The following is a 21,668-nucleotide window of genomic DNA, read 5'->3' as shown; positions in this document are numbered from 1 at the left end:
AATTTATTCGTGTGATGAGGGGCATTCAGCGGATGGATACAGCTCACAGGTGCGCTTGGGCCCACTGGCGAACTTCAGCGTATGGATACGTTTCCAGTGCGGCATACCCATGGATCTTCCGTGCCTTCAAACGGGTGAACAGCGGCACGCTGATTCCGCACAGGAACCGGGTGAGGCGCTCGGCAGACGGCACGCTGCCGCTGTGCTGCTCATGCGTGTGGATAAAATCGCCACATAGCGCCTCGAAATTTTTATCCACAAGCGCCGGCAACACGGGCGGCTCCGGCAGGCGGGCGACATGCCCATGGCACACCGAACAATGGCCGCACTGGCGTGGCGCATTGCCGTCGCCGAAATACTCCGCCAAGCGATGACCCAGACAACGGTCAGTGGCGAACAATTCGAGCATGGCGTGGATCCGCGCGATCTCACCGTGTTCGTGCCGGGTGAAGTAGGCGTGTAGCTGGGCGCTCAAGAGCTGCGCATCCAGATCCGCTTCCAGCACGCTGTACACCTCGGTCATCTGTTTGCTTTCCAGCTCGATCCAGCCCTTTTCCTGGAAATAATCCAGCGCCTTGACCACTCGATTACGCTCGGCGCGATACTGCTGGTACATCCCGTCAAAATCCACCGTGGCCCAACTCCGGGCGCGACTGGAGGTTTGGATGATGGCCGCGACGAAGTCCCGTCGCTCACCTTCGAAGCGCTCCAGCAGCTCGTGCGGCTCGGTCAGGAATTTGAAGCGGTACTCGGCGAAATAGGCATAGCGCGGCGCGATCAGCCGGCGCAATTCCAACTGGACCAGCAGCGTCTTGAGCGGCAGTTGCCGGATGTTGCTCTGGTCCGCCAGCGGTCCCAACAAGAATTCCCACTGCCCGTCGGCGGCCGCGGCCTTCAGTTCATCGAGCACGCAACGAATGCCGGTAAGCTCCGGCGTATCGCCATACACGAAGTTCTCCAGCACGTTGAGGCTGTCGCGGTTGGCCAGTACCAGGCAATCGGAGGGCTGCCCGTCCCGTCCGGCGCGGCCGATCTCCTGGCTGTAGTTTTCGATGGACTTGGGCAAGTCGAAATGCACGACGTTGCGGATGTCGCTCTTGTCGATGCCCATGCCAAAGGCGATGGTCGCGACGATGCAATTGGATTGGCCGCCCATGAATCGCCGCTGGATGGTTTCGCGCTGTTCATGGGGCAAACCGGCGTGATAGGCCTCGGCCTGGATACCCTGCCGGCCCAGGTGTTCAGCGATCTGCTCGGCGGTTCGCTGCAAGGTGACGTAGACGATGCTCGGCTGCCCGGCACGCTCGCCCAACCACTGCACCAGTCGCGCGCGCTTGTCGGCACCACGCACGGGCTCGACCAGCAGATTGAGGTTCGGTCGGTAGAAACCGGTCGTTACCACATCGGCGGCAGCGATGGCGAATTTCGCCTGCATGTCGGCGATGACCTTGGGTGTCGCGGTGGCCGTCAGCAGCAATACCTGGGGAATGTTGAATTGATGCTGGTAATCGGGAAGCTTGAGGTAATCAGGTCGGAAGTTATGCCCCCATTCCGAAATGCAGTGGGCCTCGTCCACCACCAGCAACGAGATCGGCACCTGCTGCAGGAAATTGCGAAAGCGCTCGTTCTTCAGGCGCTCCACGGAAATCATCAGGATCTTCAACTCACCCGAACGGGCCCGCGCCATGGCGTCGTTGGCTTCGTCACGGCTCTGGGCCGAATCGATACTGGCCGCCGCGATACCGTGGCGCTGGAGGAACGCCAACTGGTCCTGCATCAACGCCAGCAACGGTGAGACCACCAGCGTCAGGTGCGGCAAGAGCAGGGCCGACAATTGATAACACAGGGACTTGCCCGAGCCGGTGGGAAAGATGGCCGCCGCCGACCGACCGGCAAGCACTGCGCCGATGGCCGCCTCCTGACCGGGACGAAACTGTGGATAACCGAAAACCTGTTCCAGGGTGCTGTGCATGCGCGGTCGCTCCTTTGACTGCTGCGATGCCCAAAGCCTAGCGGGACAATGCGGCGAGTCGAGAAAAGGTCGGGGGCAAAAACGATACTGGATGATACAGCTTGGTGCCCAGGACCTGATTCAGGAAACCACGGGAAATGCGAAGGGATCCACGACCTCGCGGCGTTGGCGGTTGTACTCAAGCATGATGATTACCAAACATCCCGATAATCAAAAGATACTTGGTAGTCATACATCGACAAATCCAAAGCATGTTCGAAATGTGGCTGTAGTATCTCAGCCCACTCAACATTTACGTTGAAACCACCGACATTAATATTGTCCTCCACAGGAACTCCAAGAGCATCAAGCACCCAAGGGTCGTCGCCGAAATCTTTCGAGTACTCACGCCCCTCCCCGAGCTCAGTTTTTTTGTCATACCAACTCAACTTCAGTTTTAACCCCATACGCTCCTCACAAATATTTTTTTATATTACGATTTCGTTTAGGGGGATCAATTTGCTCGCCCGTTAAATAATCGTAAGAACCTAGATGGCTCCCATCGCTTGCACGGTATGCCTCTAGCTCGCCGTGCATGAAGTCCCACTCATAAATAGTTCTCCCTTTTTTGTCGGTCCAGCGCTCCCGAAAGCCACCGCCTCCCTGGCGAGGCGTCTTTTGTTTTGCGATCTGTAAGTCAGAAAAGCCAGTAATTTCCTCTGTCTTCGGTGCCCTGTGATAATCATGCCCCGCCTCGGGCAGCCCTTTGCGCCGAATGTTGAAAACAACATACAACGGCGAAACCCCAGAATCCGCCGGAAACACAAGAATGAAATCCTTGTACTCCGGCGGATAAATCGGGTTGACGATGATGCTGTCCGCCGCAGGTGTCGGCGGAAAAATCCAGATGTGCGGAGCCTGTGGCGCGGCCTCCAGCGCCGGGATGCCCAACGTCGCGGAGGGATCGACCGCAGGCGTCCAGATCAACTCGACCCCATCGCCAAAGTCCGCCACTTGTTGCTCGCCGCGAGCCTGGAACGTCACCACCGGGATCATTTCCCAATCACGTCGTGCCTGGGTGTTATAGCCGTATCCCTTGAGCGTGCCATCGGCCTGGGTTTCCACATGCAACCGTACCCGCGTACGTGCCTGCTCCAGGGAACGCAGTTGCTCTTCGGTGTACAACGAACCGTCACCCAGGCTCGTGGGCGTCAGCAGCCCCACCAAGCCGATCAGTACACCCGCCGCCACGGGTGCAGTGACCGCGCCAGCAGCCCCCGCCGCCACGCCAAGGGAAACCGGCATCGTCCTACCCAAGGCAAACGTGCCGAAGCTTGCCGGCAACGCCCCACTGATACTCTTAAGCTGAATGCGCCCTGACTCGTCAGCTTGGCGCCCACCCAACAAGGTAAATTGGCCGTACTCCCTCAGGGCTTCAGTCGGGATGTAGCCGCTCGGGTTGTGATGGTCGATCACCGAGTCAGGCAGCTTGCAGGACTTTGCAAATACACAGCCCTTCACGTCGGAAGGTGATGCTTCGTGGACCTGGGTCAGACGCTCGCTCATGTACGCCGTCTGCCTGGCGAGCATGGCCTCATAGGCCTGTTGATCGGCCTCTCTTTTTGCCAATTCGCTGGGGGTCATGTCCCGCAGGATCCTGTAGCCCCGATCGCCACCGTAATGCTCCCAGACCTGCGGAACACCGGCCTTCCCTTTCGTCATGCTCATCCCTGCTTGGTCGCCGTTAACCCCCATAAAAGGGCGTGGCGAACCTTACCGAGCGGCCAGGGAAATACTCAGCAGACGGTTCCGAGACCACTGTGAGACCTTTCTTCTTTTTCCAATGGCCAGCGATTCCCCCTAAACTTTCCCTCCAGACGAACTCACTCCAACACCCCGGAACTTCGCCATGCATCTCGCCCCAGACTTCCCCGACGATCACGCCATGCGCCAGCTCATGGAGCTGCTCCACGAAGAAATCGGCCTGCCTGAACGCAAGACGATTCGCCTGGACACCGCGATCAATCTCGACTGGGGTTGTGACGGCGCGGACGCCCGGCATCTGATGGAAGCAGTGGAGGAACGGTTCGCCATCGAGTTCATCGACTACGACGCCTACCGCTATTTTCTGCCTGAAGGGTTCGATGTGTTTCAAAAGCGCAGGGCCAAGGGCCGGGGGAACAAGCTGCCACTGACCATCGGCATGCTTTACAAGGCGATCAAGGCACAGAAATGGGATACGCGGGAAGTGGAGGAGAACGAGGTGATTTGAGCACCTTAAGTGGCATTATTCTGGCTGTCTGGCTCGATTTCAGCTGGAATAATGACAGTTTCCAGCCCCTACGCACCTAACTAACCGCCCATAAAAAAACCGCCCATAAAGGGCGGTTTTTTATTCACCAACCAAGCCTTACAGCTGTGGACCTGCCGCCTTGATCGCGTCGCTCACGTCGAACTTCTTGAAGTTCTCGATGAACAGACCGGCCAATGCCTTGGCGGCTTCGTCGTAGGCGGCTTTGTCGGCCCAGGTGTTGCGTGGGTTCAACAGGCCAGTCTCGACGCCTGGAACTGCCAGCGGCACGTCCAGGTTGATGATGTCCAGGTGTTCGGTTTCAGCACCGATCAGGGCGCCGCTCTGGATCGCTGCGATCACAGCACGGGTGGTCGGGATGTTGAAGCGCTTGCCGACGCCGTAGCCACCACCGGTCCAACCGGTGTTGACCAGGTAGACCTTGGAGCCGAAACCGCGGATGCGCTTGATCAGCAGCTCAGCGTATTCACCGGCTGGACGCGGGAAGAACGGGGCGCCGAAGCAGGTGGAGAAGGTCGACTTGATGCCGCTGCCCGAACCCATTTCGGTCGAGCCCACCAGTGCGGTGTAGCCGGACAGGAAGTGGTAGGCGGCTTGTTCTTCGCTGAGGATCGACACAGGCGGCAACACGCCGGTCAGGTCGCAGGTCAGGAAGATCACGGCGTTTGGCTCGCCACCGAGGTTTTTCGGTGCGCGTTTTTCGATCAGCTCACGCGGGTAGGCGGCGCGGCTGTTCTGGGTCAGGCTGTCGTCGGCGTAGTCGGCTTTCTTGGTGACGGGGTCCAGAACGACGTTTTCCAGTACGGCACCGTGCTGGATGGCTTTCCAGATGACCGGCTCGTTCTTTTCGGACAGGTCGATGCACTTGGCATAGCAACCGCCTTCGATGTTGAAGACCACGCCCACGCCCCAGCCGTGCTCGTCGTCACCGATCAGGTAACGGCTTTCATCGGCGGACAGGGTGGTCTTGCCGGTGCCCGACAAGCCGAAGAACAGGGTCACATCGCCCTCTTCGCCCATGTTCGCGGCGCAGTGCATCGGCAGCACGTCAACAGCCGGCAGCAGGAAGTTCTGCACGGAGAACAGCGCTTTTTTCATCTCACCGGCGTAGCGCATGCCGGCGATCAGCACTTTCTTGGCCGCGAAGTTGATGATCACGGTGCCGTCGGAGTTGGTGCCGTCGCGCTCAGGCTCGCAAACGAAATTCGGCGCGTTGAGGATCTGCCATTCGTCCTTGCCGCCGGCGTTGTACTGCTCGGGGTTGATGAACAGGCAACGGCCGAACAGGTTGTGCCACGCCGTCTCGGTGGTCATCTTGACCGGCAGGTAGTGCGCAGGATCGGAGCCTACATGCACATGGGATACAAAACGCTCACGCTCGCCCAGGTAGGCCTCAACGCGGCTCCACAGGGCATCGAACTTGTCGGCCGGGAACTTGCGGTTGATCGGGCCCCAGGCGATGGCGTCCTGGGTGGTTGGCTCTTCCACAATGAAACGGTCGACTGGCGAGCGACCGGTACGATGACCGGTACGGACAACCAGCGCGCCAGTATCGGCAAGCTCGCCTTCACCGCGATTCAGGGCTTCTTTGACCAGATCATCGACACTCAGATCGGTGTACACGGCGTTATTGGCTTGCGTCATGAGATTCCCCGTCGGCCCGTGGCCGAGTGCTCCAAACGTTTTGTAGTAGGAAGTCGCGCACTACTACCCGAAAAAAGTGGGCCGGATTATGCCAGAAAACCCCAAAAAGAGTAGGGCCCTCCCGTCAGTACGGCGTAAATCCGGCGTTTGCCAGGAGATTTACCTGCGCTGAACCGTTTTAGTGTCGAGTATCTGACGGTGTGTCGACACCCGCACCGGCGAACAATTGAGCGATGTCCGCCGCGTCGAACAGGTAGCGTTCGTTGCAGAACTGGCAGTCGACTTCGATGGCGCCGCCATGCTCGATCACCAGTTGCTGCGCATCTTCCAGACCCAGACTGACCAGCGCATTGCCGGAACGTTCACGAGAGCAACTGCATTGGAAGCGCAACGGCTGGCCGTCGAACAAGCGCACCTGCTCTTCGTGGTAGAGGCGATGCAGCACCGTTTCGTTGTCCAGGCCCAGTAGCTCATCGGCGCTCAAGGTGCTGGCCAGAGCGGTGATGTGCTGCCAGCTGGCATCACGTTCTTCCGGGTCACGCAGGCGATCGGCAGGCAGCTGTTGCAGCAGCAAACCACGTGCGCGCCGCCCGTCGGCGTAGAGCCAGAAGCGGGTATTGGTCTGCTGGGACATGACGAAGTAGTTGGTGAAGCATTCAGCCAGGGTTGCCCCGTCCAGATCGACGATGCCCTGGTAACGCTGGCCTTGGGTCGGATCGACCGTCAGGGCCAGCACGCCGTTGGGCATCATGTCGGCCAGGGTGGCGTCGGGCGCGATCTGTTCGGCGTCATACCGGGCCAGGCCACGGATCTCACGCTCGCTGGAGCACTCGATCATCAGCAGCGGCACCGGACCTTCGGAACGCGCCTGGAGAATCAGCAAGCCATCGAATTTCAAGGTGCCCACCAGCAACGCTGCGGCCGCCATCAGCTCGCCGAGCATTTGTGCGACCGGCTCCGGATAGGGGTGCTTGGCGAGGACTTCGGCGTAGCTACGCTCCAACGCCACCAGCTCGCCACGGGCGTCGCTGTCATCGAAGATGAAACGCTGGGTGTAGTCGGTATCCGGTAAATCAGTCATAGGGTCTGGTATCTGAAGTGATGACAAATGATGGCAGGCATTTTAGGGGCATTCAGGATGGGTTCCAAGCAAGGCTTGGGTTGGCCTGACGGGAAGGGACTGACGCCCATCTGAATGTGCAGGGCTGACACATTGTGGCGAGGGAGCTTGCTCCCGCTCGGTTGCGCAGCGACCGTAAGATTTTGGGGCCGCTGCGCAGCCCAGCGGGAGCAAGCTCCCTCGCCACGGATAGACTCGAATGACCGATGTTTTATTCGTTGTTGCTGCCATGAAACTTGAACAGGTCCCGGCGCTGCTTCTTGCTCGGTTTGCCGTCGGTGCTGACCCCCAGGGCGCCGGCCTTGCGTTGCGCGGCGGCGGCTTCGCGCTTGGCGATGCTGGCTTCGGTTTCACGATACAGCGCCTGTGCTTCAGGCGCGCCGCGCCGCACGGTCGACAGGGCCTCGACCACCACGGTCTTTTCATCGAACCCGGTGCGGATGACAAACTCATCGCCGATACGTGGCTCCTTGCCCGGCTTGCAACGCTCTCCGCGGTGATGGACCTTGCCGCTTTCGATGGCGGTCTTGGCCAGGGCCCGTGTCTTGTAGAATCGCGCCGCCCATAACCATTTATCGAGACGGACCTTGTCGTCCTCTTCCTTTTTTTGTGCCACTGCCATTCCTCTTTTCTGCCAATAGCCGGAACTGTACTACCGTTTTTGTCGGGCGCACGAATCCGGCCCGACGGATAGAATGCCCGTCAAACCGACGCCGTACGCATCGCTGGGGTCGGAATCGGTTACACGCACAAACAAGTGCGTAGATAACTGTCGCCATTTTGTGATTATTCTGCGTGAATACCGCGATTCGCGGAGTCCACGATCCGATGCACTGATCGCAGGTTTTTTTATTGAAGATTTTTGACCATTTGACCGTTGTCGGTCTGCGCGAGTGGGTGGCGCTCCCGGATCTGGGAGTCGCGGGCCTGCGGGCAAAAATCGACACCGGGGCCAGCACCTCCAGCCTGCATGCCACTGAGATCGAACCCTTCGAGCGCGATGGCGAAAAGTGGGTACGCTTCACCGCGCACCTCGGCACGGTGGTGCAGTTGCGCCATCGCCGTTGCGAAGCCCCGCTGGTGGCGCGCAAGACCATCAAGAGTTCCAACGGTCACGCGCAGGTCCGCTACGTGATCAGCACCACGTTGGCGCTGGGCGACCGGATCTGGCGGGTCGAGTTCACCCTGGCCTGCCGCAAATCCATGCGATATCGCCTGTTACTGGGTTCCAAAGCCTTGATCGACGGCCAATTGGTGGTCAATCCGGGTAGCAAATACGTTCAAGACAAGCCGGCATTCCCGGTGTCCACTACCTCTGCCACAGGTGTTGCATGAAGATCGCTGTGCTGTCGCGTAATCCGCGTCTGTATTCCACCCGTCGCTTGGTCGAAGCAGGGACCGAACGTGGCCATGAAATGGTGGTGATCGACACCCTGCGCGCCTACATGAACATCGCCAGCCACAAGCCGCAGATCCATTACCGTGGCAAACCGCTGGAAGGGTTCGACGCGGTGATCCCGCGGATCGGCGCATCCGTGACGTTCTATGGCTGCGCGGTGTTGCGCCAGTTCGAAATGATGGGGGTGTTTCCCCTCAACGAGTCGGTAGCCATCGCCCGTTCCCGGGACAAATTGCGCTCGTTGCAGCTGCTGTCACGGCGCGGGATCGGCCTGCCGGTCACCGGTTTTGCCCACTCCCCCGACGATATTCCCGACCTGATTGCGATGGTCAACGGCGCACCGCTGGTGATCAAGGTGCTGGAAGGCACCCAGGGCATCGGCGTGGTCCTGTGTGAGACCGCGACGGCGGCGGAGTCGGTGATCGAAGCGTTCATGGGCCTGAAGCAGAACATCATGGTCCAGGAATACATCAAGGAAGCCGGGGGCGCAGACATTCGCTGCTTCGTGGTCGGCGACAAGGTGATTGCCTCGATGAAACGCCAGGCCAAGCCCGGTGAGTTCCGCTCCAACCTGCATCGCGGCGGCAGCGCCAGCCTGATCAAGATCACGCCGGAAGAGCGCATGACCGCCCTACGGGCCGCAAAGGTCATGGGCCTGGCCGTGGCCGGCGTGGATATCCTGCGCTCCAACCACGGGCCGCTGGTGATGGAGGTCAACTCCTCGCCGGGCCTGGAAGGCATCGAGACCACCACGAACAAGAACGTGGCGGGGATCATCATCGAGCACCTGGAAAAGAATGGCGGGCCGAACATGACCCGGACCAAGGGCAAGGGTTAATTCAACACACCCCCCTGTGGGAGCTAGCTTTTGTGGGAGCCGAGCTTGCTCGCGTTAGCGGTGTGTCAGTCAAGATCAACTTTACTGATCCACTGCTATCGCGAGCAAGCTCGGCTCCCACAGGACTCGCTCCCACAGCTTCCTGTCTTGCTTGAGAGAGATCGCTACACCGCATCCCGAGGCAGCATCAAGCCCAACGGCAACCGCACCCGAGCTTCCAATCCACCACCGGCGCGGTTGCGCAACTCGACGTTGCCACCGTGCATCGAGGCGATGCGCTTGACGATGGCCAGGCCCAGCCCCGTGCCCTTCCCACCACGGGCGCGATCGCCCCGGGTGAAGGGGTTGAAGATGGCTTCCAGCTCCGAAGGATCGATGCCGGCGCCACGGTCCATGACGCTCAGCACCACGTAGGGCGCGCTGGTGTCGCCGGAGACATAGGCGGCGACTTCGACGCCAGCACCGGCATGGTTCAGGGCATTGCCGATCAGGTTGTTCAGCAAACGCTTCATCGACACCCGGCGTAATGGAAACGGCTGGATCGGTTCCAGGCGCAACTGCACTTTCTCGTCGTTCTGGTTATAGGGCGCGACCACTTCCCGCACCAACTCGCTGAGGTCCACCTCTTCCACGGACTCATCACGTCCGTCGCGAATGAACGCCAGGAACTGGTCGAGAATCGCGTCCATATCCTCGATATCGCGGACCATCTCGTCGGTCAGGTCGGTGTGCTCACCCATCAACTCCAGCGACAGCCGCAGCCGGGTCAGCGGCGTACGCAGGTCGTGGGAGACGCCCGCAAGCATCAATTCGCGCTCGCGCCCGGCCTGTTCCACATCCTCGGCCATCTGGTTGAAGGCACGGTAGACCTCAGTCATCTCGCTGGGCGTATCGCTGATGGGCAGCCGCACGCTGCGCCCCTGGCCCAGTTGCCGAGCGGCGTAGACCAGGCGCTTCAACGGTTGGTTGAGCTGGCTGACGAAGATCCACGCCGACGCGGTCGACAGCAGGCCGATGGCCAGGAACCAGCCGAGCACGTTCCAGATTTTCTGACCGCGCAGCGGATGCGGATACAGCGGCACCTTCAGCCAGCCATCCCCCAGGCTCGGGGCTCGCACCCAAAGCGCCGGCGGCGAATGCATGCGCAATCGCACCTCGGTGTCGGCGCCCAGTTCGGCCTGCATCTGGCGCTGATAAATCTCGCTGTACGGCCAGTGCTGCTCGCCCACCGGCACACCGGCACCGACGACGCGGATCAGCGTCGCCGCCTCGGCGATTTTCGCCCGGTTGGTTTCGTCCGCCGCCCAATAAGCCCGCAGGGTCAGAGCAACACCATGGCTGTACTGCCGATCCACGAGCACGTCTTCGTTCATCAGCAGGTACACCAACGTCAGTGCCTTGGAGAAGAGCACGACGATCAGCACCAGCCAGAGGGTGCGGGAGAAGAAACTCTGGGGGAACCACACGGGGGTTTTCATGAATAACCGCTACACACTTGCAGGAGCGAACGATGCTCGCACAATGACAGACCGCGAGTCGCCTGGAAGAAGACATTTCAACCGGCCAGGCCACCCGCTCCTACAAATCGCCGATCACTTGCTGGCGGCGCCATCCGGCACGAACACGTAACCTACGCCCCAGACGGTCTGGATGTACCGCGGCTTGGAAGGATCGGGTTCGATCATCCGGCGCAGGCGGGAAATCTGCACGTCGATGGAGCGCTCCAGCGCATCCCACTCACGGCCACGGGCCAGGTTCATCAGTTTGTCGCGGGTCAGCGGCTGGCGGGCGTTCATCACCAGGGCCTTGAGCACGGCGAACTCACCGGTGGTGAGCATGTGGACCTCATCGCCGCGCTTGAGCTCGCGGGTGGCCAGGGACAGTTCATAGTCGCCGAAGGTCACGCTTTCGTCTTCGCTGCCCGGCGCACCCGGCACCGGTGCCGACTGGCGACGCAGCACCGCCTTGACGCGGGCCATCAGCTCGTCGGGGTTGAACGGCTTGGCCAGGTAATCGTCGGCGCCCAGTTCAAGGCCCTTGATACGGCTCAGCTCGTCGCCCTTGGCGGTGAGCATGATGATCGGGATCTGGTTGTTGGCGCCGCGCAGGCGGCGGCAGGCAGTCAGGCCGTCTTCGCCGGGTAGCATCAGGTCGAGTACGACCAGGTTGAACACTTCACGGGCCAGCAACCGGTCCATTTGCTCAGTGTTCGGGACGGTGCGGGCGCGGTAGCCCTTGCTGACGAAAAAACGCTCCAGCAGGCTGCTCAGCCCTGGATCGTCGTCAACAATCAGAATTTTTTCGCCTTCAGCAGTTTGTGCAGTGCTGCTCATAGGAAGCTCCTTTGATCTTGGCGCGCATTATGGCTTAGCTGCCGTTATACGCACCGTGTGCATTGTTAGCAGATTTTTCCTCTATCTCCAGCAAACCGCCCATCAAAGCCACATTCCACAACGCCCCCGAACAGCGGAACGCTGGTTATAATGCGCGGCCCTTTGTGCCAGGGCAGACCGGATCGCCGGATCGGCGCCGCGCCTTATTATCTTTGGCCAGGCAGCACTTTTTGAATTTCGCGGGTCAACAGGCAGCCTTTTGACCCAGGCAGCGGCGCATGCCAGGCCGCTCAACCAGTCTCGCCGAGCCCCGTTTGCGCGGTGGCGAGCCTGATTTCACAATTTGTCAGGTGGTTTTATGGACAGCATCAACAGCCGCATCGCCGAGGAACTCGGTGTACGCCCACAGCAGGTCGAAGCGGCCGTCGCGCTACTCGATGAAGGCTCCACAGTGCCTTTCATCGCCCGTTACCGGAAAGAAGTGACCGGCAGCCTCGATGACACCCAATTGCGGCATCTGGAAGAGCGCCTGCGCTACCTGCGAGAACTCGACGAACGGCGCATCAGCATCCTTGCCAGCATCCAGGAGCAGGGCAAGCTGACCCCGCAACTCGAGCGCGACATCAAGTTGGCCGACACCAAGACCCGTCTCGAAGACTTGTACCTGCCCTACAAGCAAAAGCGCCGCACCAAGGGCCAGATCGCCCTGGAAGCCGGCCTCGGCGAGCTGGCCGACGGCCTGTTCAACGACCCGACCCTGGCCCCGGAAACCGAAGCCGCGCGCTTCGTCGATGCCGAAAAAGGCGTGGCGGACGTGAAGGCGGCGCTGGAAGGCGCCAAGTACATCCTCATGGAGCGTTTCGCCGAAGACGCCAACCTGCTGGAAAAGCTGCGCAACTACCTCAAGCAGGAAGCCACCCTCAGCGCCCGGGTCATCGCCGGCAAGGAAGACGAAGGCGCGAAGTTCCGCGACTACTTCGAACACGACGAACCGCTCAAGAGCATGCCGTCCCACCGCGCCCTGGCGATTTTCCGTGGTCGCAACGAAGGCATCCTCAGTTCTGCGCTGAAGGTCGGCGAAGAACTGCCCGGCACCATGCACCCGTGCGAAGGCATGATCGGCCAGCAGTTTGGCATCCAGAACCAGAACCGCGCCGCCGACAAATGGCTGGCCGAAGTGGTGCGCTGGACCTGGAAGGTCAAGCTCTACACCCATCTGGAAACCGACCTACTGGGCGAGTTGCGCGATAACGCCGAGACCGAGGCGATCAACGTGTTCGCCCACAACCTGCACGACCTGCTGCTGGCCGCGCCGGCCGGGCCGCGCGCCACCCTGGGCCTTGACCCGGGCCTGCGCACCGGTTGCAAGGTGGCCGTAGTGGATTCCACCGGCAAACTGCTGGACCACGCCACGGTCTACCCGCACGTGCCGCACAACAAGTGGGACCAGACCCTCGCCGTACTCGCCGCCCTGTGCGCCAAGCATTCGGTGGACCTGATCGCCATCGGCAACGGCACCGCCAGCCGTGAGACCGACAAGCTGGCCGCCGAGCTGATCAAGAAATACCCAGCCATGAAGATGACCAAGGTCATGGTCTCCGAGGCCGGCGCTTCGGTTTACTCGGCGTCGGAACTGGCTTCCAAGGAATTCCCGGACCTGGACGTGTCGATCCGTGGCGCGGTGTCCATCGCCCGTCGCCTGCAGGATCCACTGGCAGAGCTGGTGAAGATCGACCCTAAATCCATCGGTGTCGGCCAGTACCAGCACGACGTCTCCCAACTGAAACTGGCGCGCGGCCTGGACGCCGTGGTGGAAGATTGCGTGAACGCCGTGGGCGTGGACGTGAACACCGCTTCGGTGGCGCTGTTGGCGCGCATTTCCGGCCTGAACGCCACGCTGGCGCAGAACATCGTCACCCACCGTGACGAACACGGCGCGTTCAAGACCCGCGCCGCGCTGAAGAAGGTCCCACGCCTGGGCGAGAAAACCTTCGAACAGGCCGCCGGTTTCCTGCGAGTCATGAATGGCGACAATCCTCTGGATTCGTCGGCAGTCCACCCTGAAGCCTACCCGCTGGTGCAACGTATCGCCGCCCAGACCGACCGCGACATCCGCTCGCTGATCGGTGACGCCGCGTTCCTCAAGCGCCTGGATCCGAAGAAATTCACCGACGAAACCTTCGGCCTGCCGACCGTGACCGACATCCTGCAAGAACTGGAGAAACCGGGCCGCGACCCACGTCCCGAGTTTAAGACCGCCGAGTTCCAGGACGGCGTCGAAGACCTCAAGGACCTGCAACCGGGCATGATCCTCGAAGGCGTGGTGACCAACGTCACCAACTTCGGTGCCTTCGTCGACATCGGCGTGCACCAGGACGGCCTGGTGCACATCTCGGCCTTGTCCGAGAAGTTCATCAAGGACCCGCGCGAAGCGGTGAAGGCCGGTGATGTGGTGAAAGTGAAGGTCATGGAAGTCGACATCCCGCGCAAACGCGTCGGCCTGTCGATGCGCATGAGCGACACACCGGGCGAGAAAATCGACGGTGCCCGTGGTGCGCGTCCTGGCTCGACGCCACGCCAGTCGCAAAACACCGCGCCACGCAAGGAAACCGCCACCGCAGCCCCGGCGAACAACGCCATGGCTTCGTTGTTTGCCAACGCCAAGCAGTTGAAGAAACGCTGATGGACGCACCGGCCGGATTGGTGGAGAGCGCGTTCTTCAAGCTGCTCGGCTGCCGTCTGCAGAGCCTTGGGGATGGGGTGGCGCAAGTTGCCCTGAGCCTCGAGCCGCCGCTGCGCAACCGCGGCGGCAAGCTGCACGGCGGCGCGCTGTTCAGCTTGGTGGACATTGCCATGGGACTGGCCTGCTCCAGTGTCCATGGCTTTGACCAGCAGAGCGCGACCATCGAATGCAAGATCAACTACATTCGCGCCGTGTCCGACGGCGACGTGTTGTGCACCGCCCGGGTCATCCACCCCGGCCGGCGCACGCTGGTGGTCGAGGCCGAGGTGGTGCAAGGCGACAAACTGGTCGCAAAAGCGCAAGGCACGTTCGCTGTCCTATAGCTCCCTGTCATCGATTTGAGTTAATTTCGATGCCATGAATGCGGTGCCAAGCTTTCCTGTGGGAGCGAGCTTGCTCGCGATTGCGCAGGATCAGTCAAGATCAACGTTGCTGATCCGCCGCTATCGCGAGCAAGCTCGCTCCCACAGTAAGGTTGCGGTGGCTCGCCTTTGGCACAAAAACCAGGCGAAAACGCCAGTTTCAACTTCACCCTTGTAGACCGTCTTGCCCACCCCCATATTGGGGCGACTGACGCGTGAAGGAATTCAACTTGAGCGACCTTTTAAACCGCCGCCTGGCCCTGCTCGGCGAGCGCGCCAACCTCTCCCTGCTCGAACAGTGCCTGCACGGCATCGAGCGTGAATGCCTGCGCGTCACTGGCGATGGGCGCCTGGCGCAGACCCCGCATCCCAAGGCCCTGGGTTCGGCGCTGACCAACGAACAGATCACCACCGACTATTCCGAGTCGCTGCTGGAATTCATCACGCCGGCCCTGGCCGACCCGGCCGATACCCTGCGCAGCCTCGACAAGATCCACCGGTTCGCCTACAGCAAGCTCGGCGACGAGTATTTGTGGAGCCCCTCGATGCCGTGCCCGTTGCCGGCGGAAGAAGACATCCCGATCGCGTATTACGGCACCTCGAATATCGGTCGGCTCAAGTACGTCTATCGCCAGGGCCTGGCCCTGCGCTACGGCAAGACCATGCAATGCATTGCCGGGATCCACTACAACTTTTCCCTGCCGGAAAAACTCTGGCCGCTGCTCAGGCAGGACGAAGCCGCCGATGTGAGCGACCGTGACTTCCAGTCGTCGGCCTACATCGCGCTGATCCGCAATTTCCGCCGCTACAGCTGGTTGCTGATGTACCTGTTCGGTGCCTCGCCGGCCCTGGACATCGGTTTCCTGCGAGGCCGTCCGCACCAGTTGGAGCAGTTGGACCAGGACACCTTGTACCTGCCCTACGCCACCAGCCTGCGCATGAGCGACCTGGGTTACCAAAGCAACGCCCAAGCCGGCCTCACGCCGTGCTACAACGACCTGGCGAGCTACACCGACAGCCTGCGCAAAGCGGTGGCGACGCCCTACGCGCCGTACGTCGAAGTCGGCACGCACCAGAACGGCGAGTGGGTGCAGCTCAACACCAACATCCTGCAGATCGAAAACGAGTACTACTCCAACATCCGCCCCAAACGCGTGACATACACCGGCGAGCGGCCGATCCAGGCCTTGATGGCCCGGGGTATCCAGTACGTCGAAGTGCGTTGCCTGGACATCAACCCGTTCCTGCCGATGGGCATCGATCTCACCGAGTCGCGCTTCCTCGATGCGTTCCTGCTGTATTGCGGCCTCAACGACAGCCCGCAGCTGGAAAACAACGAATGCGGCAACGCCACCAGCAACTTCCTGACCGTGGTCAAGGAAGGCCGCAAACCTGGCCTGCAATTGCAGCGTCAGGGCCAAGCGGTGGATATGCAGGCCTGGGCCGTCGAATTGCTGGAAAAAATTGCCCCACTGGCCTCGCTGCTCGACCAGAGCCAGGGTGGCGATGCCCACCGCCAGGCCCTGGACGCGCAACTGGCGAAAGTCCGCGATCCGTCCTTGACCCCTTCCGCCCAGGTGCTGGCCGCCATGGCCGAACACCAGGAAAGCTTCGCCCAGTTCTCCCTGCGCCAGAGCAAGGCCCACGCCGAATTCTTCCGCGCCGAGCCGTTGCCTGCCCAAGAACAAGCGACGTTCGAGGAAACTGCCCGTAAGTCATTGGTCCAGCAGGCCGAGCTGGAACAGAACGAGGTGGGGGATTTCGATGTGTTCGTGGGCTCGTATCAGGCGAGCATCCTGGCGATCAGCAACTGACACCCCGCTGGCAAGAACGCTTTTGTGGCGAGGGAGCTTGCTCCCGCTCGGCTGCGCAGCAGTCGTAAAAACGGGCCTGCTGCGCAGTCCAGCGGGAGCAAGCTCCCTCGCCACAACGGTTCCGGGCCGCTCTTGATAGATTTTTTCGAAAATAAGCTCATTCGAAAAAGTTATTTATTTTCTAATTCTTAGATCATTTAGTCTCCCCCAACGCCGAACTCCCGGCGGCCTGTTGAGGAGCTTCCCCATGTCTTTGCGCTTCCCCCTTCGCCTTCTCGCAGCCGCCTCCCTGGCTGCAACGAGTCTTTTTGCCCAGGCGGCCGACCTGACCGTCGCTTACCAGACCACCGTCGACCCGGCCAAAGTCGCCCAGGCCGATGGCGCCTATGAAAAAGCCACCCAAGCCAAGATCGACTGGCGCAAGTTCGACAATGGCGCCGACGTCATCACCGCCATCGCCTCGGGCGATGTGCAGATCGGCTACCTCGGTTCCAGCCCGTTGACCGCGGCCATCACCCGCCAGGTCCCGGTGGAAACCTTCCTCATCGCCACGCAGATCGGCGCCGCCGAAGCCTTGGTGGTGCGTGACGGTTCCGGCATCAATTCGCCAAAAGACCTGATCGGCAAGAAAATCGCCGTGCCGTTCGTCTCCACGGGCCACTACAGCCTGCTCGCCGCGTTGAAACACTGGAACATCGACCCGTCGACAGTCACCGTGCTCAACTTGGCGCCACCGGCCATCATCGCTGCCTGGAAGCGTGGCGACATCGACGCCACTTATGTCTGGGACCCGGCCCTGGGCGTGGCCAAGGAAAACGGCAAGGTGCTGATCACCTCCGCGGAGCTGGCCAAGTTCGGCGCACCGACCTTCGACGCCTGGATCGTGCGCAAGGACTTCGCCCAGAAGCATCCCGAGATTGTCACCGCCTTCGCTAAAGTGACCCTGGATGCCTACGCCCAGTACCGCAAGGACCCGCAGGCCTGGCTGGCCGATGCGTCCAACGTTGACAAACTGGTGAAGCTTTCCGGCGCCAAGGCCAGCGATATCCCGCTGTTGCTGCAAGGCAACGTCTTCCCGCTGGCAGCCGATCAGGTCGTGAGCCTCGGCGCACCGACCACCCAAGCCATCACCGACACCGCGGCGTTCCTGAAGGAGCAAGGCAAGGTCGACACCGTACTGCCGGACTACACACCGTACGTCAGCGCCAAATACATCACTCGCTGATCGAAAAAGGGAGACACGCGATGGCCTTGCTACAGCTGGAGCGCATCAGCGCACAGTACCCCGGCGCGACGGAACCGGTGCTGGCGGATATATCCCTGACCCTGGGGCCGAAGCAATTGCTGGTTGCCCTCGGCCCGTCCGGCAGCGGCAAGACCTCGCTGTTGAACCTGATTGCCGGGTTCGTCGAGCCCAGCGCCGGACAGATCACCCTCGACGGCACACCCGTCAAGGGCCCGGGCGCCGAGCGCGGCGTGGTGTTCCAGGACGATGCGCTGCTGCCTTGGCAGGACGTGTTGGCAAACGTTGGGTTCGGCCTGGAACTGGCCGGGGTCGCCAAGCAAATGCGCGAAGCCCGGGCTCGGGAAATGCTGGCACTGGTGGACCTGGCCGGCTTCGAGCAACGCCGCGTCTGGCAGCTCTCCGGCGGCCAGAAACAACGTGTTGGCCTGGCCCGGGCATTGGCGGCCGACCCTCGCGTGCTGTTGATGGACGAACCGTTCGGTGCCCTGGACGCCTTCACCCGCGAGCAGATGCAGGAACTGTTGCTGCAGGTCTGGCAGCGCACCGCCAAGCCGGTGTTCCTGATCACCCATGACATTGAAGAAGCCGTGTTCCTTGCCACTGACTTGATTCTGCTGGCACCGAACCCGGGGCAGATCGTCGAGCGCCTGAGCCTGGATTTCGGCCAGCGCTACGGGGCCGGGGAATCGGCGCGGTCGATCAAGTCCGACCCGCGCTTCATCGAAACCCGTGAGCATGTGCTCGCCAAAGTGTTCTCCCAACGCAGCGCCACTCGGCCACAGGAGCGCGCATGAGCAGCTATGAAATTCCAGCGGTGGTCCGTGACGCGGCGACCAAGCCCACGGCCCGTGTCTTGAGACTCCACCTGAGCACGCGCTGGATCAGCGGCTTGACCCTGATCGCCTTGCTGGCGATCTGGTGGGCAGTCACCGCCAGCGGCCTGATCGAACCGCTGTTCCTGCCCTCACCGTCGGCCGTGCTGGAAAAAGGCTGGCTGCTGGCGACTCGCGGCTACATGGATTCCACCCTCTGGCAGCACTTGGCCGCCAGCCTTGAACGCATTGGCCTGGGACTGTTGTTCGCGGTGCTGACGGCGGTGCCGGTGGGCATCGCCATCGGCGCCAACCGCATCGCGCGCGGCGTGCTCGATCCGTTGATCGAGTTCTACCGGCCGATTCCACCGTTGGCGTACCTGCCGTTGATCGTGATCTGGTGCGGCATCGGCGAGCTGTCGAAGGTGCTGCTGATCTACCTGGCGATCTTCGCCCCGATTGCCATTGCCACCGCCACCGGCGTGCGCACGGTCGATCGGGCCAAACTGCGCGCGGCGCAATCGTTGGGTGCCACGCGGGCTCAGTTGATTCGCCATGTGATCGTGCCCAGTGCCCTGCCGGACATTCTCACCGGCATTCGCATTGGCCTGGGCGTGGGTTGGTCGACGCTGGTGGCCGCCGAACTGATCGCCGCCACCAGTGGCCTGGGGTTCATGGTGCAGTCGGCGGCGCAGTTCCTCGTTACCGACGTGGTGGTGCTGGGCATCCTGGTGATCGCACTGATCGCCTTCGCCATGGAAATGGGCCTGCGCGCCCTGCAACGCAAGCTGGTGCCGTGGCACGGCCAGACCCATTGATATCCAATGACCACGCCGACCATTCGGCGCCCCAGACCGAGAACATTTTGCGATGAACCGTCCGACCATTACGCCTTTGAGCACCGCCCTCGGCGCGCAGATCGATGGGATCGACATCAGCCAGCCGCTGAGCCTGGCGGATCGCGACACCGTTGAGCAGGCGCTGCTTGAGCATCAGGTATTGTTTTTCCGCGACCAGCCGATCGAGCCGCCCCAGCAGGCACGCTTCGCCGCGTATTTTGGCGACCTGCACATTCATCCGATCTACCCCAACGTGCCGGAGCAGCCCGAAGTATTGGTGCTCGACACCGCCGCCACCGATGTGCGCGACAACGCCGTGTGGCACACCGACGTGACCTTTCTCCCGACGCCCGCCCTGGGCGCGGTGCTCAGTGCCAAGCTGCTACCGACGGTGGGTGGCGATACGTTGTGGGCCAGTGGCATCGCCGCCTACGAAGCCTTGTCGACGCCTATGAAACGTTTGCTGGAAGGCCTGACGGCGACCCACGATTTCACCCGCTCGTTTCCGTTGGAGCGGTTTGGCAATAGCGCCGAGGACCTCGCGCGCTGGGAAGAAGCACGGCGAAAAAACCCGCCGCTGTCCCATCCGGTGATCCGCACTCATCCGGTGAGCGGGCGACGGTCGCTGTTCGTCAATGAAGGCTTCACCACGCGCATCAACGAGCTGTCGGACACCGAGAGCGAGGTGATCCTGAAACTGCTCTTCGCCCACGCCACCCGCCCGGAGTTCACCCTGCGCTGGCGCTGGCAGGTCAACGACGTGGCGTTCTGGGACAACCGCGTCACCCAGCATTTTGCCGTGGACGACTACCGCCCTGCCCGGCGGGTGATGCACCGGGCGACGGTGTTGGGGGATGTACCGTTTTTCAGGTGAGTGTCTTGCCCGAATGGTTTTCCGGGGTAACGCATATCCCCGTGGCGAGGGAGCTTGCTCCCGCTCGACTGCGCAGCAGTCGCAAAACCTGTCCCACTGCTTTTCCTGATACGCAGTGTTGAATGGGTTTGGGGTCGCTTCGCGGCCCAGCGGGAGCAAGCTCCCTCGCCACAGGGATTTGTGTGCACCCTACTTGCGTTACTCAGCCGACGAAGGCTTCTCCCAAAGATTGATCCCGCCTTCCTGGGCAAACCGGTCGATCTCGGCCAGTTCGTCGGCGCTGAAATTCAAATTCTGCAACGCCGCGACGTTCTCGATGATCTGCTCCGGCCGGCTGGCGCCGATCAGGGCGGAGGTGATCCGTGGGTCGCGCAAAGTCCAGGCCAGGGCCATCTGGGCCAGGCTCTGGCCGCGTCGCTGGGCGATCTCATTGAGCGCTCGCACGTGGGCAAGGTTCTCCTGCGACAAGTGCGAAGCCTGCAACGAACCGCCCCCCGGACGATTCACCCGGGCATCGGCCGGAACACCCTTGAGGTACTTGTCGGTCAGCAGGCCTTGGGCCAATGGCGTGAAGGCGATCACACCCGTACCCAATTCCTCGGTGGCATCCAGCAGGTCTTTTTCCACCCAGCGGTTGAGCAGGTTGTAGGCCGGCTGGTGAATCAGCAATGGGACTTTCCATTCCTTGAGTAGCGCCGCCATTTCCCGGGTCTTCACTCCGGAATACGAGGAAATGCCGATGTACAGCGCCTTGCCCTGCTGCACCGCAGTGGCCAGCGCACTGGCGGTTTCTTCCAGGGGCGTATCGGGGTCGAAACGGTGGGAATAAAAGATATCCACATAGTCCAGCCCCAGGCGCTGCAGGCTCTGGTCGAGGCTGGCCAGCACATATTTGCGCGAGCCCCCGCCCTGGCCATAAGGCCCCGGCCACATGTCCCAACCGGCCTTGCTGGAGATGATCAACTCATCGCGGTACTGCTTGAAATCTTCGCGTAGCAAGCGGCCGAAATTGATCTCGGCGCTGCCGTAGGGCGGGCCGTAATTGTTCGCCAGGTCGAAATGGTTGATACCCAGGTCGAACGCCGTGCGCAGCAAGGTTCGCTGGGTGTCGATGGGCGTGCTGTCGCCAAAGTTATGCCACAACCCCAGCGACAATGCCGGCAGCACCAGCCCGCTGCGCCCGACGCGGCGGTAAGGAATGGACTCGTAGCGGTTTTGCGCAGCGGTGTAGGTCATCGAAAAGGCTCTCTGTTCGGACGGCTGGAGGCAGAAACTAACATTTCACAGACGCCTCGGTCAGGCGGAAAGTTCGCGAATCAGGTGTGGGAGCGAGCTTGCTCGCGAACGTATCTGCCCAGACAACCCAGAACCCGTGGCGAGGG

The 21,668-nt window shown here is 61.5% G+C and carries 19 protein-coding genes; 10 read left to right on the top strand and 9 right to left on the bottom strand.

The window, feature by feature from the left end:
- Positions 1 to 43: 43 nt before the first annotated feature.
- From J3P85_RS01045 to J3P85_RS01035, 3 genes are all read right to left on the bottom strand, one after another.
- A complete protein-coding gene (locus tag J3P85_RS01045) occupies positions 44 to 1,972 on the bottom strand; it encodes a RecQ family ATP-dependent DNA helicase (RefSeq protein WP_434704597.1) in 1,929 nt (642 codons plus the stop codon).
- 191 nt (positions 1,973 to 2,163) lie between these two features.
- The gene (locus tag J3P85_RS01040; protein ID WP_434704596.1) at positions 2,164 to 2,418 is read right to left on the bottom strand and encodes a colicin E3-like toxin immunity protein; all 255 of its coding nucleotides are present in this window, start codon (positions 2,416 to 2,418) and stop codon (positions 2,164 to 2,166) included.
- Between the two features lie 7 nt (positions 2,419 to 2,425).
- Positions 2,426 to 3,673, bottom strand: a complete 1,248-nt coding sequence (locus J3P85_RS01035; protein WP_434704595.1) for a colicin E3/pyocin S6 family cytotoxin — start codon at positions 3,671 to 3,673, stop codon at positions 2,426 to 2,428.
- Between the two features lie 187 nt (positions 3,674 to 3,860).
- Between J3P85_RS01035 and J3P85_RS01030 the strand changes: the two genes are divergently transcribed.
- Complete coding sequence (locus tag J3P85_RS01030; RefSeq protein WP_434704594.1) at positions 3,861 to 4,223, top strand: DUF1493 family protein; 363 nt, start codon at positions 3,861 to 3,863, stop codon at positions 4,221 to 4,223.
- Positions 4,224 to 4,361: 138 nt separating this feature from the next.
- Here J3P85_RS01030 and J3P85_RS01025 read toward each other — a convergent pair whose 3' ends face one another.
- The 3 genes from J3P85_RS01025 to J3P85_RS01015 form a co-directional block, all read right to left on the bottom strand.
- Complete coding sequence (locus tag J3P85_RS01025; RefSeq protein WP_186707301.1) at positions 4,362 to 5,906, bottom strand: phosphoenolpyruvate carboxykinase; 1,545 nt, start codon at positions 5,904 to 5,906, stop codon at positions 4,362 to 4,364.
- 178 nt (positions 5,907 to 6,084) lie between these two features.
- Positions 6,085 to 6,987: an Hsp33 family molecular chaperone HslO gene (gene hslO, locus J3P85_RS01020; RefSeq protein ID WP_186707302.1), complete on the bottom strand. Its 903-nt coding sequence runs from the start codon at positions 6,985 to 6,987 to the stop codon at positions 6,085 to 6,087.
- Positions 6,988 to 7,237: 250 nt separating this feature from the next.
- Positions 7,238 to 7,642, bottom strand: coding sequence for an RNA-binding S4 domain-containing protein (locus J3P85_RS01015; protein WP_434706307.1), 405 nt, complete (start codon positions 7,640 to 7,642; stop codon positions 7,238 to 7,240).
- A gap of 296 nt (positions 7,643 to 7,938) precedes the next feature.
- Here J3P85_RS01015 and J3P85_RS01010 point away from each other — a divergent pair, with 296 nt between their 5' ends.
- Positions 7,939 to 8,361 carry an ATP-dependent zinc protease family protein gene (locus J3P85_RS01010; protein ID WP_434706306.1) on the top strand — a complete coding sequence of 141 codons (423 nt, stop codon included), beginning with the start codon at positions 7,939 to 7,941 and terminating at the stop codon, positions 8,359 to 8,361.
- Positions 8,358 to 9,263, top strand: a complete 906-nt coding sequence (gene rimK, locus J3P85_RS01005) for a 30S ribosomal protein S6--L-glutamate ligase (protein WP_053117324.1) — start codon at positions 8,358 to 8,360, stop codon at positions 9,261 to 9,263. Before J3P85_RS01010 ends, rimK begins: the two co-directional genes overlap by 4 nt.
- 164 nt (positions 9,264 to 9,427) lie before the next feature.
- On the opposite strand, the gene J3P85_RS01000 is transcribed toward rimK, so the two are convergent.
- Complete coding sequence (locus J3P85_RS01000) at positions 9,428 to 10,741, bottom strand: ATP-binding protein (protein ID WP_186707303.1); 1,314 nt, start codon at positions 10,739 to 10,741, stop codon at positions 9,428 to 9,430.
- 114 nt (positions 10,742 to 10,855) lie between these two features.
- Positions 10,856 to 11,596 (bottom strand): osmolarity response regulator transcription factor OmpR, encoded by a 741-nt coding sequence (ompR, locus tag J3P85_RS00995; protein ID WP_003196691.1) that lies wholly within the window; start codon positions 11,594 to 11,596, stop codon positions 10,856 to 10,858.
- Positions 11,597 to 11,954: 358 nt separating this feature from the next.
- Between ompR and J3P85_RS00990 the strand changes: the two genes are divergently transcribed.
- The 7 genes from J3P85_RS00990 (at position 11,955) to tauD (ending at position 20,286) form a co-directional block, all read left to right on the top strand.
- Positions 11,955 to 14,279, top strand: a complete 2,325-nt coding sequence (locus J3P85_RS00990) for a Tex family protein (RefSeq protein ID WP_434704593.1) — start codon at positions 11,955 to 11,957, stop codon at positions 14,277 to 14,279.
- Positions 14,279 to 14,662 (top strand): PaaI family thioesterase, encoded by a 384-nt coding sequence (locus tag J3P85_RS00985; protein WP_250961837.1) that lies wholly within the window; start codon positions 14,279 to 14,281, stop codon positions 14,660 to 14,662. The genes J3P85_RS00990 and J3P85_RS00985 overlap by 1 nt, the downstream gene beginning before the upstream one ends.
- 269 nt (positions 14,663 to 14,931) lie before the next feature.
- Positions 14,932 to 16,515, top strand: a complete 1,584-nt coding sequence (gene gshA / locus J3P85_RS00980; RefSeq protein WP_434704592.1) for a glutamate--cysteine ligase — start codon at positions 14,932 to 14,934, stop codon at positions 16,513 to 16,515.
- A 247-nt stretch (positions 16,516 to 16,762) separates the two neighbouring features.
- Positions 16,763 to 17,740 carry a taurine ABC transporter substrate-binding protein gene (gene tauA, locus J3P85_RS00975; protein ID WP_434704591.1) on the top strand — a complete coding sequence of 326 codons (978 nt, stop codon included), beginning with the start codon at positions 16,763 to 16,765 and terminating at the stop codon, positions 17,738 to 17,740.
- A gap of 20 nt (positions 17,741 to 17,760) precedes the next feature.
- Positions 17,761 to 18,555 carry a taurine ABC transporter ATP-binding subunit gene (gene tauB / locus J3P85_RS00970; RefSeq protein WP_434704589.1) on the top strand — a complete coding sequence of 265 codons (795 nt, stop codon included), beginning with the start codon at positions 17,761 to 17,763 and terminating at the stop codon, positions 18,553 to 18,555.
- On the top strand, positions 18,552 to 19,391 hold the full coding sequence (gene tauC / locus J3P85_RS00965; protein WP_434704588.1) for a taurine ABC transporter permease TauC: 840 nt from the start codon (positions 18,552 to 18,554) through the stop codon (positions 19,389 to 19,391). Before tauB ends, tauC begins: the two co-directional genes overlap by 4 nt.
- A gap of 52 nt (positions 19,392 to 19,443) precedes the next feature.
- The gene (gene tauD, locus J3P85_RS00960; RefSeq protein ID WP_434704587.1) at positions 19,444 to 20,286 is read left to right on the top strand and encodes a taurine dioxygenase; all 843 of its coding nucleotides are present in this window, start codon (positions 19,444 to 19,446) and stop codon (positions 20,284 to 20,286) included.
- A 198-nt stretch (positions 20,287 to 20,484) separates the two neighbouring features.
- On the opposite strand, the gene mgrA is transcribed toward tauD, so the two are convergent.
- A complete protein-coding gene (gene mgrA, locus J3P85_RS00955) occupies positions 20,485 to 21,522 on the bottom strand; it encodes an L-glyceraldehyde 3-phosphate reductase (protein WP_434704586.1) in 1,038 nt (345 codons plus the stop codon).
- Positions 21,523 to 21,668 lie beyond the last annotated feature (146 nt).

Source organism: Pseudomonas sp. Z1-12, assembly GCF_051132015.1.
GTDB classification, from domain to species: Bacteria; Pseudomonadota; Gammaproteobacteria; order Pseudomonadales; family Pseudomonadaceae; genus Aquipseudomonas; species Aquipseudomonas zanjanensis.
The sequence above is the reverse complement of the archived record's forward strand: the minus strand, read 5'-3'. Positions and strand labels throughout refer to the sequence as shown.

What these genes read in the sequence shown, in the direction of transcription:
- tauA (WP_434704591.1), top strand. Translation starts at nt 16,763, where the DNA reads ATGTCTTTGCGCTTCCCCCTTCGCCTTCTCGCAGCCGCCTCCCTGGCT.
- J3P85_RS01045 (WP_434704597.1), bottom strand. Translation starts at nt 1,972, where the DNA reads ATGCACAGCACCCTGGAACAGGTTTTCGGTTATCCACAGTTTCGTCCC.
- J3P85_RS00990 (WP_434704593.1), top strand. Translation starts at nt 11,955, where the DNA reads ATGGACAGCATCAACAGCCGCATCGCCGAGGAACTCGGTGTACGCCCA.
- tauB (WP_434704589.1), top strand. Translation starts at nt 17,761, where the DNA reads ATGGCCTTGCTACAGCTGGAGCGCATCAGCGCACAGTACCCCGGCGCG.
- mgrA (WP_434704586.1), bottom strand. Translation starts at nt 21,522, where the DNA reads ATGACCTACACCGCTGCGCAAAACCGCTACGAGTCCATTCCTTACCGC.
- hslO (WP_186707302.1), bottom strand. Translation starts at nt 6,987, where the DNA reads ATGACTGATTTACCGGATACCGACTACACCCAGCGTTTCATCTTCGAT.
- J3P85_RS01030 (WP_434704594.1), top strand. Translation starts at nt 3,861, where the DNA reads ATGCATCTCGCCCCAGACTTCCCCGACGATCACGCCATGCGCCAGCTC.
- J3P85_RS01025 (WP_186707301.1), bottom strand. Translation starts at nt 5,906, where the DNA reads ATGACGCAAGCCAATAACGCCGTGTACACCGATCTGAGTGTCGATGAT.
- J3P85_RS00985 (WP_250961837.1), top strand. Translation starts at nt 14,279, where the DNA reads ATGGACGCACCGGCCGGATTGGTGGAGAGCGCGTTCTTCAAGCTGCTC.
- J3P85_RS01040 (WP_434704596.1), bottom strand. Translation starts at nt 2,418, where the DNA reads ATGGGGTTAAAACTGAAGTTGAGTTGGTATGACAAAAAAACTGAGCTC.
- tauC (WP_434704588.1), top strand. Translation starts at nt 18,552, where the DNA reads ATGAGCAGCTATGAAATTCCAGCGGTGGTCCGTGACGCGGCGACCAAG.
- J3P85_RS01000 (WP_186707303.1), bottom strand. Translation starts at nt 10,741, where the DNA reads ATGAAAACCCCCGTGTGGTTCCCCCAGAGTTTCTTCTCCCGCACCCTC.
- J3P85_RS01035 (WP_434704595.1), bottom strand. Translation starts at nt 3,673, where the DNA reads ATGACGAAAGGGAAGGCCGGTGTTCCGCAGGTCTGGGAGCATTACGGT.
- tauD (WP_434704587.1), top strand. Translation starts at nt 19,444, where the DNA reads ATGAACCGTCCGACCATTACGCCTTTGAGCACCGCCCTCGGCGCGCAG.
- ompR (WP_003196691.1), bottom strand. Translation starts at nt 11,596, where the DNA reads ATGAGCAGCACTGCACAAACTGCTGAAGGCGAAAAAATTCTGATTGTT.
- rimK (WP_053117324.1), top strand. Translation starts at nt 8,358, where the DNA reads ATGAAGATCGCTGTGCTGTCGCGTAATCCGCGTCTGTATTCCACCCGT.